Annotated in this window: 15 protein-coding genes; 12 read left to right on the top strand and 3 right to left on the bottom strand. The window is 37.2% G+C overall.

Annotated elements, in window-relative coordinates; genetic code table 11:
- On the top strand, positions 1-714 hold the full coding sequence (locus LS41612_RS06100; RefSeq protein ID WP_024363737.1) for a pseudouridine synthase: 714 nt from the start codon (positions 1-3) through the stop codon (positions 712-714).
- 168 nt (positions 715-882) lie between these two features.
- On the top strand, positions 883-2,403 hold the full coding sequence (locus LS41612_RS06105) for a GGDEF domain-containing protein (protein WP_024363738.1): 1,521 nt from the start codon (positions 883-885) through the stop codon (positions 2,401-2,403).
- A 62-nt stretch (positions 2,404-2,465) separates the two neighbouring features.
- On the opposite strand, the gene LS41612_RS06110 is transcribed toward LS41612_RS06105, so the two are convergent.
- The gene (locus LS41612_RS06110; RefSeq protein ID WP_029747347.1) at positions 2,466-3,629 is read right to left on the bottom strand and encodes an MDR family MFS transporter; all 1,164 of its coding nucleotides are present in this window, start codon (positions 3,627-3,629) and stop codon (positions 2,466-2,468) included.
- Positions 3,630-3,769: 140 nt separating this feature from the next.
- Positions 3,770-3,991, bottom strand: coding sequence for a DeoR family transcriptional regulator (locus tag LS41612_RS06115; RefSeq protein ID WP_024363739.1), 222 nt, complete (start codon positions 3,989-3,991; stop codon positions 3,770-3,772).
- Positions 3,992-4,349: 358 nt separating this feature from the next.
- Between LS41612_RS06115 and pepV the strand changes: the two genes are divergently transcribed.
- The 8 genes from pepV (at position 4,350) to LS41612_RS06155 (ending at position 13,206) form a co-directional block, all read left to right on the top strand.
- Positions 4,350-5,753, top strand: coding sequence for a dipeptidase PepV (gene pepV / locus LS41612_RS06120; protein ID WP_024363740.1), 1,404 nt, complete (start codon positions 4,350-4,352; stop codon positions 5,751-5,753).
- 175 nt (positions 5,754-5,928) lie between these two features.
- Positions 5,929-6,780 (top strand): D-amino-acid transaminase, encoded by an 852-nt coding sequence (gene dat / locus LS41612_RS06125; RefSeq protein ID WP_024363741.1) that lies wholly within the window; start codon positions 5,929-5,931, stop codon positions 6,778-6,780.
- Positions 6,781-6,989: 209 nt separating this feature from the next.
- Positions 6,990-7,997 (top strand): nuclease-related domain-containing protein, encoded by a 1,008-nt coding sequence (locus tag LS41612_RS06130; RefSeq protein ID WP_024363742.1) that lies wholly within the window; start codon positions 6,990-6,992, stop codon positions 7,995-7,997.
- A gap of 3 nt (positions 7,998-8,000) precedes the next feature.
- On the top strand, positions 8,001-8,954 hold the full coding sequence (locus LS41612_RS06135; RefSeq protein WP_024363743.1) for a diacylglycerol/lipid kinase family protein: 954 nt from the start codon (positions 8,001-8,003) through the stop codon (positions 8,952-8,954).
- Between the two features lie 76 nt (positions 8,955-9,030).
- The gene (trmB, locus tag LS41612_RS06140) at positions 9,031-9,678 is read left to right on the top strand and encodes a tRNA (guanosine(46)-N7)-methyltransferase TrmB (RefSeq protein ID WP_024363744.1); all 648 of its coding nucleotides are present in this window, start codon (positions 9,031-9,033) and stop codon (positions 9,676-9,678) included.
- 21 nt (positions 9,679-9,699) lie between these two features.
- Positions 9,700-10,563, top strand: coding sequence for a YtnP family quorum-quenching lactonase (locus LS41612_RS06145; protein WP_024363745.1), 864 nt, complete (start codon positions 9,700-9,702; stop codon positions 10,561-10,563).
- Positions 10,564-10,851: 288 nt separating this feature from the next.
- The gene (locus LS41612_RS06150) at positions 10,852-11,880 is read left to right on the top strand and encodes a PTS sugar transporter subunit IIC (RefSeq protein ID WP_024363746.1); all 1,029 of its coding nucleotides are present in this window, start codon (positions 10,852-10,854) and stop codon (positions 11,878-11,880) included.
- A 99-nt stretch (positions 11,881-11,979) separates the two neighbouring features.
- Entirely contained in the window at positions 11,980-13,206 is a 1,227-nt protein-coding gene (locus tag LS41612_RS06155; protein WP_024363747.1) for a carboxylate--amine ligase, read from the top strand.
- A 360-nt stretch (positions 13,207-13,566) separates the two neighbouring features.
- Here the strand turns inward: LS41612_RS06155 and LS41612_RS06160 are convergent, their stop codons facing one another.
- Positions 13,567-13,881: a peptidase M4 gene (locus LS41612_RS06160; RefSeq protein ID WP_024363748.1), complete on the bottom strand. Its 315-nt coding sequence runs from the start codon at positions 13,879-13,881 to the stop codon at positions 13,567-13,569.
- Between the two features lie 166 nt (positions 13,882-14,047).
- Here LS41612_RS06160 and LS41612_RS06165 point away from each other — a divergent pair, with 166 nt between their 5' ends.
- Both LS41612_RS06165 and LS41612_RS06170 read left to right on the top strand, forming a co-directional pair.
- Complete coding sequence (locus LS41612_RS06165) at positions 14,048-15,124, top strand: M42 family metallopeptidase (protein WP_024363749.1); 1,077 nt, start codon at positions 14,048-14,050, stop codon at positions 15,122-15,124.
- Positions 15,125-15,182: 58 nt separating this feature from the next.
- Positions 15,183-15,704, top strand: coding sequence for a DUF84 family protein (locus tag LS41612_RS06170; RefSeq protein ID WP_024363750.1), 522 nt, complete (start codon positions 15,183-15,185; stop codon positions 15,702-15,704).
- The last annotated feature ends 39 nt before the right edge of the window (positions 15,705-15,743 follow it).

Raw genomic sequence — 15,743 nt, forward strand, 5'->3', positions numbered from 1 at the left:
ATGCGTTTAGATAAATTATTAGCCAATATGGGCTATGGCTCACGAAAGGAAGTTAAGCAACTCCTAAAACAAAAGGCCGTTTCTGTTGATGGCACGTATGTAAAAGATGCGGCAATGCATGTTGATCCAGAACAGCAAAGTGTTGTCGTATTCGGTGAACGTGTTGTATATACAGAGTTTGTGTATTACATGATGAATAAGCCACCAGGTGTTATTTCTGCCACAGAAGATTTACGAGATGAAACTGTCATTGACTTATTAGACCCACTACATCAACATTTTCAACCATTCCCAGTCGGTCGTTTAGATAAAGATACAGAGGGCTTGTTACTATTAACGAATGATGGTGTTTTGGCCCATAACTTACTTTCTCCAAAGAAGCATGTACCTAAGGTGTACTATGCTAAAATAGAGGGGATTGTTACGCAAGATGATGGAGAACAATTTGCGCGTGGTGTCGAACTAGATGATGGCTACGTAACAAAGCCAGGCAAGCTTGTTATTCTGAAATCTGCTCCGCAATCAGAAATTGAATTGACGATTCAAGAAGGTAAATTCCATCAGGTAAAACGGATGTTTGAAGCAGTAGGTAAACGTGTCATCTACTTAAAACGCCTTTCTATGGGGAGCTTACAACTTGATGAAAGCTTAGCATTAGGTGAATATCGCGAGTTAACGCCAGAAGAATTAGCAGGCTTACAAAATAGAGAGTAAAGAAAATCCTCGATGCTATACTTTTAGTATCGAGGATTTTTTTTATACATGTTTGTCCCATTAACTGTATAATATGATATATCAATAAAATAACGTGGGAGAGGCTTGACGTACCGGAAATATTTTTTGTTCAAAAAAAGATAGTGAAGATGAGTAGAGGACATGTTAATGAAAAAACTACGGATTAAATTATTAATATCTTTAATTGCCTTTGCATTAATACTTGTTGCTGTAATTTCTTATGTCAACAGACAAATTCTTGTGACAAATATTGAAACACAAGAAGCTCGTAATCGAACATTAATTGAAAATCATATTCTTGCAGATATGCAAACTGTAGATAATGCGCACTTTTATTTTGATAAAAACATTTCGGATCAGATGGAAAAAGAGTTAAGAGCATTAGCTACTTATTATAAGCAAAATCCAAAAATAGACACTTGGAACTTACAACAAATGAAAAGTCAACATGGTATGGATATATACATATTGGATCAAACAAATACGGTAATTTATACTACATTTCCAAAAGATTTAGGTCTAAATTTTTCGCTTTGCTGTAAAAATTTTTCGGCATTATTGGATGAACGTAGAGAGAGTGGGCAATTATTTACAGATGGGATAGATATTTCGACCACTACTGGTGAGTACCGTAAATTTAGTTATTTAGCAACGCCTGATAAAAAATACTTATTAGAGCTCGGTTTGGAATTAAATGAAGTCCCTGTCTTTCAAACATTTAACTTTGGAAAAACCGCTGCGTATTTAGTTGAAAAATATAATGACTTACTGGATGTTCGAACGATTAGTGCAAACGGTGTTTTTTTCTCGGACACCGAATCCACTCGGGTAACTGTGAAAAATCAAACAAAAAAATTCCAGGATCATTTTAAGACTGCACTACAAACGATGAAGCCTGCTGAATATCAGCAAATATTAGACGATGGCTACATCGAAACCTATCGTTTTTTACCGTATGAAGCAGAGACGGTGCGTGGTGCCTCAACAAAACGGGTAGTCTATGTCAAATATGGCAATCGTACAGAGTTAACTGCACTTGCCAATAACACAAAACAGTTTTGGTATGTTTTAATGATTGCATTAGTAACAGCGTTAATTATGTTAGTTGTTATTAATAGGCTATTTTCTAAAACGATACATCTTGCAACCTATGATCCACTAACAAATGTATATAATCGTGCAACATATATTAGCAAAATGGATAAATTATTGAAAAAAAGAAAAGCCAATACGCCTGGTTTATTATTAATAGATTTAGATAACTTTAAGCAAGTAAATGATCGATTTGGACATGCTGAAGGAGATAGGATTCTTATTGAAACAGCTAAAATTTTAAAAGACGTCGTAAGAACAGAAGGTTTCGTTGTAAGATTTGGTGGAGATGAATTTGCAATTGTCCTATATGATACGAACAATGAACATATGGTACAAGTAGCAAGTGCGATTTTGGAGAAAATCCGTAGATTAAAAAATGTAGAGAATCATAAATGGTCGGTTATTTCTGTTAGTATGGGTGGCGTAATTTGTGAAAAGTCAAATGAATCCGAGTTAAGTTTATTTGAACGAGCAGATAAGGCTTTATATCAGTCGAAAAAAGCAGGTAAGGACCAATATTCTAGTTATCATGAAGTAGCTTCAACAGAAGAAAAATACAATCAATCAACGTAGTTTTACAACGGTTATAAGTAAAAGCACGAGTCCAGTAGGCAGCCTACTTGTCTCGTGCTTCTTTATTGTGTTTTGGGTCGATAAAATAGGGAACTACATAAAACAAGGGCAGCAATGACGATAAACATTGTATCAATATAATGTGTTAACAGCCAGCCACCTATAATAGGACCAATAAAACCGCCTAAATTTTTAAATTGTGCCGCACCTAAATATGTAGCTTTTTGGGTCTCTGGCGCAATTTCATCAATCATGACATTCATTGTTGGGAAAGTAAATATTTCACCAATTGTAAAAAGAACCATTGCACAAATAAACAACGGATAGTTTGTAGATACGCCAAATAATGTGAGCCCAACAGCAAAGAATAAAATACCGATAAGCAGTATTGTTGTAGATGTGAAGCGCTCTGAAAAAATACTAATCGGTAATTGCAGTAAAAGTACAACCGCAGCATTTAACGAAATCAGTAGCGAATAGAGCTTGGCTCCATCTTCAATTTTGAGCTCAATAAGCTGAGGAAGTGTTGAGTCGAATTGCGAGTAGCCAATATTTATTAAGATTGCGCCGAAAATAAAGCTTAGCAGTACACGGTTTGTTAAAAGAATTGTAAAGGTTTGTAGCACTTTTGTATGAACCATCGCCTTTTGCTGTTGCATTTTGTAACGATTCAACACGAAAAATAAAAATATGGCATAAACAATGTACATAGCGCCTGTCAACATAAACGGTACGCTAGGACTAGATAATGTCGCGATATATACACCAATAAGTGGTCCTATGACTGCGGCAATATTAATGGCTGTGTAACGCAATGAAAACAATCGTTTTCGTTTATCAGCAGGAGTAAAGTCAATCATTAAAGCCTGTGTAGAAGGTTCAAAGAAGGAGCGACATAACCCGTTCAATGCATTTAGAATGACGAAAAACCAAATTGTATGCGCTGTTGCAAAACCAAAGAACACAATACTCCATACGAGGATCGTAAGTAAAATAATACTTTTTCGACCAAAGCGATCTGTTAAGTAACCGCCGAAAAATCCACCTACTGTAGAAATAAGTGGCGCGATACCAATGGTTAATCCTATTTGTAAAGGGGAGGCATCAATTTCGTTATGTAAATAGATAGCTAAAAAAGGCATTGCCATAAAGCTTGCAACGCGTGTGAAAATCGTTCCACCTAAAATAATCCAAACAAGTGGATGAAACATTTTGGGAAGTTTCATAGAATTATCCTCCTCTCAACATGTAGAATGTTTCGAGTGTAACGGATAATAAAGTGCTTTGTAAATAGAAAAAAAGAATGACCCCGACGAAAGGTCATTCTTTTTCCATACAAAAATGCTTTACGCAAAGTGCGCAAAAACTAAGACGTCAATTTTACTTTTTTACTCGTCGTTGTCCATTTGCCTCGACTTGGACTCATCACCAAATCGTTAAAGGCTAACACGTTCAAATCTCTTTGAACGGTGCGAGGAGTGATGCTAAACTCTTCGACTAAATCCTGTGTAGACACGGTTCCTTTGTCTAAAATAAACATGTACATATCTTTAATACGATTAAGCATTCGATCAGTAGTTGGTTTCATAAATGAACCACTCCTTCATCTTAATTCACTTGGCAAAGACTAGCGGACGACAATATGTGCGGAGTGCACTGAGGCTATTAAGTAGCTGCCTTAGACATCCCCTTTTCTAATTTTATGTTCAGAACAAATAATTCTGATAACTCTATTATATAGAATAATGATGTGATTTTCTAGTGAATGGCGTGGAAATTTACAATTAATTCATAAAGTTTGCGCTGTATTTTGTGGAGATTAGTGAAAAAGATGCTATATGTGGTAGTGTAAAGGAAAGATAAGAAAATGATAGTTAGAAAGATGATTGAATTTTTTTTAGTAAAGAGTAGAATAATCTTATTATAAAATGGAGGAGGTACATAGGATGGATTGGTTACAGGTTGCAAAAGAAAGACAAGATGAATTAATTCAAGAGTTGCAAGAGCTTGTGCAAATTAATAGTGTACTGGATGAAAAAACAATAACTGCGGATGTGCCTTTTGGTGAAGGACCGTTAAAGGCATTGGAATGGTTGTTAGCGAAAGGGAAAGCACAAGGGTTACAAACAAAAAATGTTGATAATTATGCTGGACATATTGAAATGGGCCAAGGTGAAGAGTTACTGGGTATTTTATGTCACGTAGATGTTGTCCCTGTAGGTGATGAATCAAACTGGACGTACCCACCTTTTAGCGGCACGATTGCAGATGGAAAATTATTTGCGCGCGGTGCTATTGACGATAAGGGCCCAACAGTTGCTGCATGGATGGCAATGAAACTTGTAAAAGATGCAGGTATTCAATTAAACAAACGTGTGCGTATGATTATCGGAACAGATGAAGAAACAGGCTTCCGCTGTGTCGACCACTATTTTAAAAACGAGGAAATGCCCACAATCGGTTTCGCTCCTGATGCGGATTTCCCACTGATTAATGCCGAAAAAGGCATTGCTGCGCTTGTGTTGTCCCAAAAGCAGATTGGGGATGCAACGAAAGAACAGCTACTACTATTTAATGCTGGAAAGCGTTCAAATATGGTACCTGATTTTGCGAAAGCGACAGTTCAATTCGTATCTTCACCGTTCGAACAGAATTTTCAAACATTTTTAAGTAAAAATCAGCTAGAAGGCTCTTTATTAATGGAGGGTTCTCACTATATAATAACTATCAAAGGAAAAGCAGCCCATGCAATGGAACCTGAAAAAGGTGTCAATGCAGCTGTTTACCTTGCAGCATTTTTACAACAAGAGTTAACGACTGAAGGAAGTAAGCAATTTGTCGATTTTATCGTTGATGTATTCCATCAGGATCATTATGGTCATGCACTAGCATTACAATATGAAGATGACATGTCCGGACAAACAACATTAAATCCTGGTATTGTAACGTATGATGCAACGCAAGGTGGCAACATTGTTATTAGTTTCCGCTACTCTGTAACGTATCCATTTGATGACAAAATAACAGAAGCGCAACGATTAGCTGCAGACAAAGGATTTTCACTTGATATTCAAGAAAACTCAAAACCTCATTATGTCAGTGAGGATGATCCGTTAATCCAAACGTTAGCTGGTGTTTATCGCCGACAAACGGGCGATAACGAAACACCTTTACTTTCAACAGGCGGTGGAACGTATGCACGCGTCTTGAAAAAAGGTGTGGCATTCGGCATGCTTTTCCCTGGTGATCCAGATGTCATGCATCGTGCGGATGAATATGTAATTGTTGATAAATTAGTACAAGCTGCTGCTATTTATGCAGAAGCCATTGCAGAACTGGCTGGGAAGTAAGTGTCATTAAGAGCGTAATGTTTTCTTGCCAAAGAGATCACGAAGCTTCACACGCCAAGCACTTCACTGAAAAATCTACTTTGATTTACTGCATCTGGTCTTACTTGATCGTCTAGTGGGAATCATTGTACTTAAAAATGTGAAAATAACTTAAAAATGAAAAGGATGTATAAACATGGCATACTCATTATGGAATGACCAAATCGTTGAAGAAGGATCTATTACAATTTCACCAGAAGACCGTGGTTATCAATTTGGTGATGGTATTTACGAAGTAATCAAAGTATATAACGGGCATATGTTTACAGCACAAGAGCACATCGATCGTTTCTATGCTAGTGCCGAAAAAATTCGCCTTGTTATTCCTTATACAAAAGATGTATTACACAAATTATTGCATGATTTAATCGAAAAAAATAATTTAAATACAGGTCATGTTTACTTCCAAATTACACGTGGAACAACTTCTCGTAACCACATTTTCCCGGATGCAAGCGTACCAGCAGTGCTAACAGGTAATGTTAAAACTGGTGAACGTTCAATTGAAAATTTCGAAAAAGGCGTAAAAGCGACATTGGTTGAAGATGTTCGTTGGTTACGTTGTGATATTAAATCTTTAAATTTACTTGGCGCGGTACTTGCGAAACAAGAAGCATCTGAAAAAGGTTGTTACGAAGCCATTTTACACCGTGGAGATATTATCACAGAATGTTCTTCTGCTAATGTCTATGGTATTAAAGATGGTAAACTTTATACGCACCCAGCAAATAACTACATCTTAAATGGTATTACACGCCAAGTTATATTAAAATGTGCCGCTGAAATAAATTTACCAGTGATTGAAGAGCCGATGACAAAAGGCGATTTATTAACAATGGATGAAATTATTGTGTCTTCTGTTTCATCTGAAGTGACACCGGTTATCGATGTGGATGGTCAGCAAATTGGTGCAGGTGTTCCTGGTGAATGGACTCGTAAATTGCAAAAAGCATTTGAGGCAAAATTACCAATTTCAATTAATGCCTAATCTGTATAAATGATTAAAAAGAGCTACCTAAAACTTGGTTATTCGCCAAGTTAGGAGGGTAGCTCTTTTTTATAGAACAAAATATGCATGTATTCTCCTGAAACGTCATGTAAAATAAAAAAGATAGCGCCTTTAGTCGATATCACGGTGATACCGACTAGTAACGAGGCGAATTTGATATGGGGCAGTAAGATTGGAGTGACCTAAACATGGCACAATTAGTGAAAATACAAGATTATATTTCACGTTATCAAATTGATTTAGCTAGATATCCAACGCAATTTGTACGTTTAAAGAAAAGCCAATGGGATCGAATTAAACGTCAATGGGAATTGGGCGAAGATATTACCGAGTGGCAGCATACTGCGAATGAAAAAGACAATGATGTATTGGAAGAAAAAGAGCGCTTCTCACTCTTTAAAAAGATTTTTGCAGGGCGACACAAAGAAGACGTGCAAGAAGATATTGAGCAAATCGACGTTACAAACGAATTGACAAATGACGAAGATATGATCCCTGAAGAAGAAACAACTTTATCATTTGAACCGAATATAGTGTACGCACCTCAGTCTATTCATGAGTTGAAGCGAATGTTTATAGATCAGTTTTTTCATTTCCAAATGAAGTGGGCGAGTTCCACTTTGCGAGAAAAATCTTATGTTGATCCTCGATTTTTACGTGATTCTTTGTTGCGAACATTGCTACAAAAATTACCAGATAATTATTTAGTTTTTTACTATCCTATTTTGCAAGTGAGAAAGGCACCAATTGAGCTAGATGTTGTGTTAATGTCACCTACAGAATGTATTTGTATTACTGTACTTGAGGCAGAGAATCAAGCAGTGTATGTAGGTGGAAGTGACCGTTTTTGGGAGAAAAAAGTGGGCACAAAAGATTCGAAAGTACTGAATCCAATGATTAATTTAAGTAGAATGGAATCTGTGTTAACTCAATTATTTAAGCAAGATCAAGTCGACATGCCGATTCGCAAAGTTATTTTAACACGCAATGGCTATTTCGATTATCCAGGCTCATCTTTTAACGTTCGATTAGTGGATCGTCGTAATTATAATGAATGGTTGCATGCTTTAAGAAATGTATCATCTCCTATGAAGCATATGCAAATCCGCGCTGCACAAACAATTTTAAATAACGTCCAAACGACTTCATTTAATCGTGATATTTGGCAACAGACACCTTCAAAAGCTGAGGACTAACAGATGCATGTATTATTTATTGTCAATGAGCGTGCAGGGAATGGCAAAGGGAAAATTGTTTGGAATAGACTACAACGACATTTAACGATTGATTATCAAGTCGCTCTGACACAATATGAGGGGCATGGTCAAGAAATTGCGAGCGAGTGGGCACAAAACGGGCAAATAAAAAAGTTAATTATTGTTGTTGGTGGAGATGGCACCGTTCATGAGGTAGTTAGTGGCATTGTACATAATGATTTTGTTGTGATTGGTGTTATTAGTGCAGGCTCTGGTAACGACTTTGCACGTTATTTTCCAACATTTCAAAATGCAACACAAATTGAAGCTTACGTCAAAACGGAAATGCTTGAGCGTTCGATAGATATAGGAAAGATTCAACTAGGAACCATGTACGATGAAATATTCGTCAATAATGCAGGGCTTGGCTTTGATGCCTATGTCACAAAGCATATTAATAAGTCGCGTCTAAAATACTATTTTAATAAAATTGGATTAGGAAAACTATCTTATGCTGCCGCAGTAGTTAGGGGCCTGTTTCGTTTTACCTGTTTCGATGTAACGGTTTATGCAAACAATCAAACACATCAATTTCAGAATGTATGGTTTGTAGCAACGAGCAATCAACCGTATTTTGGTGGAGGAATGAAAATTTCACCTATGTCTAATGCATTGGACGGCAAAATTGAATTAACCATTGTTCATAATATTGCAAGATGGAAGCTACTACTAGTTTTTGCTACTGTTTTTTTTGAGAAGCATACAACATTCCGAGAAATAACTTTTTTACAAAGCAATCAATTTGAGATTGTTGTACATGCACAGAGCGTTGATTGTCATACAGATGGTAACTACATTGGTGCAATTGGGCAGGATACAATTGTGCGCTGTACAATCCAACAGCAAGCATGGAAATGTATAAAATTAGAAAAAACAAAAAACGTCATTTCGCAATAATATCATGCGAATATGACGTTTTTACGTTATACTATAAAAAATCAATAATTTCACTATTAAGAAATGAGGAAGAAAATTGAGATTACGAAATAAGCCTTGGGCAGAGGAAATGATTACAAATCATCCAGAGGTGATTATTCCAAATCCTGAAGACTTTAAAGGAAATTGGCAAGCGGTTTTTGGCAACAATCACCCATTACACATTGAAGTAGGTACTGGGAAGGGTCAATTTGTAACCGGAATGGCTCTGCAAAATCCAGATATTAATTATATCGGTATTGAGCTTTATGATAGTGTCATCGTTTGCGCATTAGAAAACATTCTTGAAGCTAAATCTCCAGCGAATTTACGTTTGTTAAAAGTAAATGGCGCAGATTTAAATAAATTCTTTGAAAAAAATGATGTAGACCGCGTGTATTTGAATTTCTCAGATCCTTGGCCAAAATTACGCCATGCAAAGCGTCGTTTAACGCATGAGGGTTTTTTGAAATTATATGAGTCGATTCTAGTGGATAACGGGGAAGTTCATTTTAAAACGGACAACCGTGGACTGTTCGAGTATTCGTTAGTTAGTATGTCTGAATATGGTATGTTACTGAAGTATGTATCACTCGACCTACATGCAAATATGCCAGAAGATAATATTATGACAGAATACGAGCAGAAATTTTCTGCTAAAGGTCAGCCGATTTATCGCTTAGAATCGCAATTTATTACAAAATAATAGATAGCAGGGGGAGTAAGGATGGATCAGTTAAAGTTTCACAATATGACATTATCATGGCTAAACGGGGGTGTCACTTGCCTTGATGGCGGTGCAATGTTTGGCGTAGTACCAAAACCACTTTGGTCACGTAAATATCCAGTAAACGAAAACAATCAAATTGAATTACCAACAGAGCCTATTTTAATTCAATATGGTGAAAAAAATTACCTTATTGATACGGGTGTCGGTTTTAACAAATTAAATGAAAAGCAACTACGAAACTATGGCGTAACAGAGGAATCGACGCTAGCTGATAGTTTACAAGAGCTTGGTCTAACAACCGCTGATATCGATGCAATCTTAATGACACATTTACATTTTGATCATGCGGGTGGTCTGACGCAATGGGAAGGTGAAGTTTTAGTTCCTACATTCCCAAATGCTAAAATCTATGTAACACAAATTGAATGGGATGAAATGCGTGAGCCAAATATTCGCTCAAAAAATACGTATTGGAAAGAAAACTGGGAGCCTGTACAGCATTTAGTTGAAACGTTCGAAAGCTCTTTAGAGGTAGCTTCTGGCATTGAAATGATCCACACAGGTGGTCATAGTGATGGACATGCCATCATTAAGTTGTCACAAAATGGTGAGGTCATGATACATATGGCCGATATTATGCCAACGCATGCGCATCAAAATCCTTTATGGGTGTTAGCATATGATGATTATCCGATGACGAGTGTATTTGCCAAGGAACGAATGATGAAAGAAGCTTTAGCAAACGGCTACAGTTTTATTTTCTACCATGATGCGTATTATCGAATGGTGAAATGGAATGAAACAGGTAAGGAAATGGTTGCTAAGTTAGAACGCAGTAGACAAGCGGTTATAACATTTTAATCATAGGACACACATTTGAACTAGACTATAGGCAAGCGAAAGATTTGACGCTTGCCTGTAGTCTTTTTTATTTATCTTGCTGTAATTGTTTATGTGCCTGGCACCGATATTTTTTGTGCAGTTTTCAGCTAGTTGTAAACGACTACTTTCTGACTATGGATGGAATATGCTGTTTACCGATATTGGTATACAATATTCTGAATATTTTATATTGACCGATTAGTCTAATATTAATATACTGGGATAACATCAACGAGCGTTATATTGTCAGAAGGGAAATGAAATACAATGAAAAATTTTATTAATAATGTACTAACCGGTATGAGTATGGGGATTGTCGTTTGTTTAATTCCAAACGCATTAGTTGGAGAAATATTAAAATTAATTATTCCCTACGTACCTCAGTTAGAAATTATTTTAAATACATCGGTTTTAGCTATGAGTCTATTGCCAGTTGTAATAGGTGTAATGACAGGTATTTGCTTTAAATTAACGCCTGTTCAAACATGTAGCGTTGGACTAGCTGCATTTGTCGGTAGCGGTGTCTATACAATTGATCCGGATGCAGGCATTACCATCGCCGGTATTGGTGTGGTAATTAATATCGGGATTACGACAGCTTTGGCTGTACTGTTTGTGCAATTTTTAGGAAATAAGCTGAAAGATTTTACACTTCTTTTAATGCCTGCACTTGCTATGTTCGTACCTGGTTTAATCGGAAATGCCATTTTACCGTATGTGCGTACAGGCTCAGGCTATGTTGGTCTGATAATTGAGCATTTAACGACATTACAACCTGTTGTAATGGGCTCGCTAATTGCCATGATCTTCTCTATCTTAATCATTTCACCAATCTCTACAATCGGTGTTGCGACAGTTATTATGTTATCAGGCATCGGTGCAGGTGCAGCAAATCTCGGTGTTTGTGCTTCTGGCGTCGGAATGTGTATTGCCAGTTATAAAGCAAATAATATTGGGACAGCCATTGCCCATGTTGCGTCAGCAAAAATTCAAATGCGTAATTTTTTCATGAAACCTAAAATAGCATTTCCGATGATTATTACTGCGGGAATATTAGGGGCATTAGCAGGTCTGTTTGAAATCGTAGGTACCCCATACAGTGCAGGTTTCGGTTTAGGTGGTTTTGTGGGACCGTTGAAATATTTAAGTTTAGTCGGATGGACACCTTATACAATCACTGTAGCTGTTACATTATTTATCGCCTTACCAATTATATTAAATGTCATCTTACTGCGAATCTTCTCGATGAAATTGAAATGGATTACATCCAATGATTACAAAGTACATTATGAATAATGGAAAAGTCTCCGTATGGGGGCTTTTTTTTCGTGAACATTTTGGAAAATGTGATACACTAAAAGCTATACTAAAACACAAAAGAGAGTTGAAATAACGATGGCAACGGAGCAACCATTTTTACCAGTATTATTAGGATCAGATATGAATGCATACGGCATGGCCCGAGCATTTTATGAAGCATATGGCATTAAGCCACTTGTATTAGGACGTTCACATTTAACAGCAACACAGGATAGCCATATATTGGAGTTCCAAGAAATCGATCGTTTAAATGAACAAGACGTATTTGCACCAGCCCTTGCACAAGTTGCAAAACAATACGCTGATAAAAAATTACTGCTACTTGCTTGTGGCGATGATTATGCAAAACTAATTATTAAAAACAAACCGGCTCTACAGGAGCACTTTACAGTACCTTATATTGATGAGTCATTAATGGATGAAATATTATTGAAAGAAAATTTTTATAAAATGTGTGAGAAGTACGACTTTAAGTATCCAGGTACAACAACAGTTACAGCTAAAAACTATCAAGACTTTACACCACCATTTGACTATCCAATTATTTTAAAAGCGTCCAATTCAGTGGAATATTGGGCTTGTAAATTCCCAGGAAAGAAAAAGGTCTTCGTTGCACATGATGAAGCGGAAAAAACGGCTATCTTAAAAGCGATTTATAGCTCTACTTACCAAGATACAATGATTATTCAAGAATTCATCCCTGGTGATGATTCGTATATGCGCGTGTTAAATGCATATGTAGGAAAAGACGGGAAAGTGAAGCTAATGTGCCTAGGTAACCCAATTTTAGAAGAGCATTCACCTGAAGGAATTGGTAGTTATGCAGCAATCGTAACGACATATGATAAAGCGCTGATGGATCAAGTGCGCCACTTTTTAGAAGATATCGGCTATACGGGCTTTGCTAACTTCGATATGAAGTATGATATTCGCGATAAACAATATAAGTTATTTGAAATTAATTTACGTAACGGTCGCTCAAGCTATTATGTAACCGCAAGTGGTCATAACTTAATGAAATATGTAGCGGATGACCATATGTTAAATATTGAGCAACAGTTAACATATGTAGAGGATAAACATTTATGGATGATTATTCCGAAAGGTGTGCTATTTAAATACGCATCAAACGAAAAGCTTAAACTAGAAGCGCAAAAATTGATTCGTGAAGGAAAGTGCACCAATTCACTTTACTTCGATCAAGATATGAATCCAAAGCGATGGGTAAAGCTTACGCTAAATAATCTAAACTATTACCGAAAATATAAAAAGTATTTTAATAATAAAGGTCTAGAAGAATAAGATTACGTAAAAGGAGGTATAACACATATACCTCCTTTTATTTGATTTCTCTCGGAGTAAGGTGATTTACCCGCGGAAGGGTGAGGAATACCCGCGGAGTAAGAAGATTTACCCGCGAAAGGGAGAAGAATACCCGCGGAGTGAGGTGATTTACCCGCGAAAAGAGAAGAAATACCCGCGGAGCAAGAAGATTTACCCGCGAAAGCGAGAGAAACACCCGCAGAACAAAATGATTTACCCGCGAAACAACGAAAAACAACTTGAGCAGCATCGTTCATCCTGCACTACATATATGTAGTTATAAAGAAAATAGCATATGGACGTATCACAATGTCCACATGCTATTGTAAAAGATTATGTTTAGACTTCGATTAGTTCTACGACAACGCCAGAGCGTGCGTCGGCAGCGAACTCGAATGTTTGCATTTCACCCTCGTGCATGCGAGAAATCCCACCACGATAAACGGGAATTGTCATAAAACCATTTGTGAAATTATCTGTTTTCATAAAGATCCAAGAACCGTCTATTGGCGCATCTTTTTTAAATTCCTTTTTTATGTTTTCAAGTACTTGTCCTGCTGGCACATACGGAGAAACTTTTTCACTGGCTTCTTTAATAATGACTGCCGCGGCGAGGCCTGTTGCAACACCAATTAAAAAATCACGTAATTTCATGGGTTTTTTCCTCCTTTTCCTATAGCTCTATTTTAGCATAGCACAAAGAGTGAATGCACGTTCATTGCAAAGGACTTTTATGAAATATATCAATATTTCGACTTCTGAAATAATTATGATACAATAAGCAAGGAAGAAAATTCTACTTCGTGGGGAGAGAGTCATCATGAATGAGGAAACATTACAATTATTTAAAACTTTAACGGAATTACCGGGTGCACCAGGCAATGAACATGCAGTACGTGCATTTATGCGTTCAGAGCTACAGAAGTACTCAGATGAGGTTATCCAAGATCATTTAGGTGGTATTTTTGGTGTCAAGCATAGTGAAGTAGCAGATGCCCCTAAAATACTTGTAGCAGGTCATATGGACGAAGTAGCATTTATGGTTACATCTATTACTGATAATGGGTTAATTCGTTTTCAAACACTTGGAGGCTGGTGGAACCAAGTGATGCTTGCACAACGTGTAGAAGTATATACTAAAAACGGTGCAATTCCAGGTGTAATTTCATCCATTCCACCGCATTTACTTACAGATGCAGAACGTGCAAAACCAATGGAAATCAAAAATATGCTGATTGATGTCGGCGCGGACAATAAAGAAGATGCGATTGCTCTTGGCGTTCGCCCAGGACAGTCAATCATCCCAGTATGTCCATTTACGCCGATGGCCAATCCGAAAAAAATAATGGCAAAAGCGTGGGATAATCGCTACGGCTGTGGACTGGCGATTGAATTAATGAAAGAAGTGAAAGATGAAAAATTAGCTTCTCATTTATATTCAGGTGCCAATGTTATGGAAGAAGTTGGATTACGTGGCGCTCAAGTGTCAGCAAATATGATTCAACCTGATTTATTTTTCGCGTTAGATGCATCACCTGCGAACGATATGTCTGGAGATAAAAATCAATTTGGTCAACTTGGTAAAGGGACATTATTACGAATACTTGACCGTACAATGGTCACACACCGTGGTATGCGTGAGTTTATTTTAGATACGGCAGAATCTAATCATATTCCATATCAGTATTTTGTATCTCAAGGCGGCACCGATGCTGGTCGTGTACATACATCAAATGACGGTGTACCAAGTGCTGTGATTGGTGTGTGCTCGCGTTATATCCATACGTCAGCATCGATCATTCATATTGATGACTATGCAGCAGCTAAAGCATTAATCGTAGAATTAGTGAAAAAAGCAGATCGTTCGACATTAGAAACGATTCGCGCTAATGTATAAGTAACAGAAAAGATGCCTTTAGGGCATCTTTTTTCTATGTAAAGAAAGAGGGATATCAATGGAAATAGCGATTGGGACAACGAATAAAGCGAAAATCCAAGCAGTGCAAGCGATTGTTAATCAATATTTTGAAAAAGTAAATTTTACATATTTTAAAGCCGCCTCACAAGTATCAGAGCAACCTTTAACTACGGAAGAAACAAGATTAGGGGCCATCAATCGGGCGAAAAATACAGCCCTTGCGACCGATGCAGCACTATCCTTTGGACTTGAAGGTGGCGTCACTGAAATAGATGGTGTGATGTATGTCTGCAATTGGGGAGCACTAACATTAGCTGATGGGACAACGTTTACGGCAGCAGGTGCACAAATTATTTTGCCAGAAGAAATTGCCCAGGAAATAAGGGGTGGCAGGGAGCTTGGTCCTGTAATGGAACAATATACGCAACGTCTAGATATTCGTCAAGGCGCAGGGGCTGTAGGTATTTTTACGCAAGGGATAGTGAGTAGACAGACAATGTTCGAGCATATTGTCGCGCTGCTTGTTGGACAATATTTGTTCACATTAGCACAAAGATAGTGTCTTAGAACTAGTGAGAACGAAGCAGTGAAGTTGCAA

The sequence above is a fragment of the Lysinibacillus sphaericus genome, from assembly GCF_002982115.1.
In the GTDB taxonomy this organism is placed as follows: Bacteria; Bacillota; Bacilli; order Bacillales_A; family Planococcaceae; genus Lysinibacillus; species Lysinibacillus sphaericus.

What these genes read in the sequence shown, in the direction of transcription:
- LS41612_RS06100 (WP_024363737.1), top strand. Translation starts at nt 1, where the DNA reads ATGCGTTTAGATAAATTATTAGCCAATATGGGCTATGGCTCACGAAAG.
- LS41612_RS06105 (WP_024363738.1), top strand. Translation starts at nt 883, where the DNA reads ATGAAAAAACTACGGATTAAATTATTAATATCTTTAATTGCCTTTGCA.
- LS41612_RS06110 (WP_029747347.1), bottom strand. Translation starts at nt 3,629, where the DNA reads ATGAAACTTCCCAAAATGTTTCATCCACTTGTTTGGATTATTTTAGGT.
- LS41612_RS06115 (WP_024363739.1), bottom strand. Translation starts at nt 3,991, where the DNA reads ATGAAACCAACTACTGATCGAATGCTTAATCGTATTAAAGATATGTAC.
- pepV (WP_024363740.1), top strand. Translation starts at nt 4,350, where the DNA reads ATGGATTGGTTACAGGTTGCAAAAGAAAGACAAGATGAATTAATTCAA.
- dat (WP_024363741.1), top strand. Translation starts at nt 5,929, where the DNA reads ATGGCATACTCATTATGGAATGACCAAATCGTTGAAGAAGGATCTATT.
- LS41612_RS06130 (WP_024363742.1), top strand. Translation starts at nt 6,990, where the DNA reads ATGGCACAATTAGTGAAAATACAAGATTATATTTCACGTTATCAAATT.
- LS41612_RS06135 (WP_024363743.1), top strand. Translation starts at nt 8,001, where the DNA reads ATGCATGTATTATTTATTGTCAATGAGCGTGCAGGGAATGGCAAAGGG.
- LS41612_RS06145 (WP_024363745.1), top strand. Translation starts at nt 9,700, where the DNA reads ATGGATCAGTTAAAGTTTCACAATATGACATTATCATGGCTAAACGGG.
- LS41612_RS06150 (WP_024363746.1), top strand. Translation starts at nt 10,852, where the DNA reads ATGAAAAATTTTATTAATAATGTACTAACCGGTATGAGTATGGGGATT.
- LS41612_RS06155 (WP_024363747.1), top strand. Translation starts at nt 11,980, where the DNA reads ATGGCAACGGAGCAACCATTTTTACCAGTATTATTAGGATCAGATATG.
- LS41612_RS06160 (WP_024363748.1), bottom strand. Translation starts at nt 13,881, where the DNA reads ATGAAATTACGTGATTTTTTAATTGGTGTTGCAACAGGCCTCGCCGCG.
- LS41612_RS06165 (WP_024363749.1), top strand. Translation starts at nt 14,048, where the DNA reads ATGAATGAGGAAACATTACAATTATTTAAAACTTTAACGGAATTACCG.
- LS41612_RS06170 (WP_024363750.1), top strand. Translation starts at nt 15,183, where the DNA reads ATGGAAATAGCGATTGGGACAACGAATAAAGCGAAAATCCAAGCAGTG.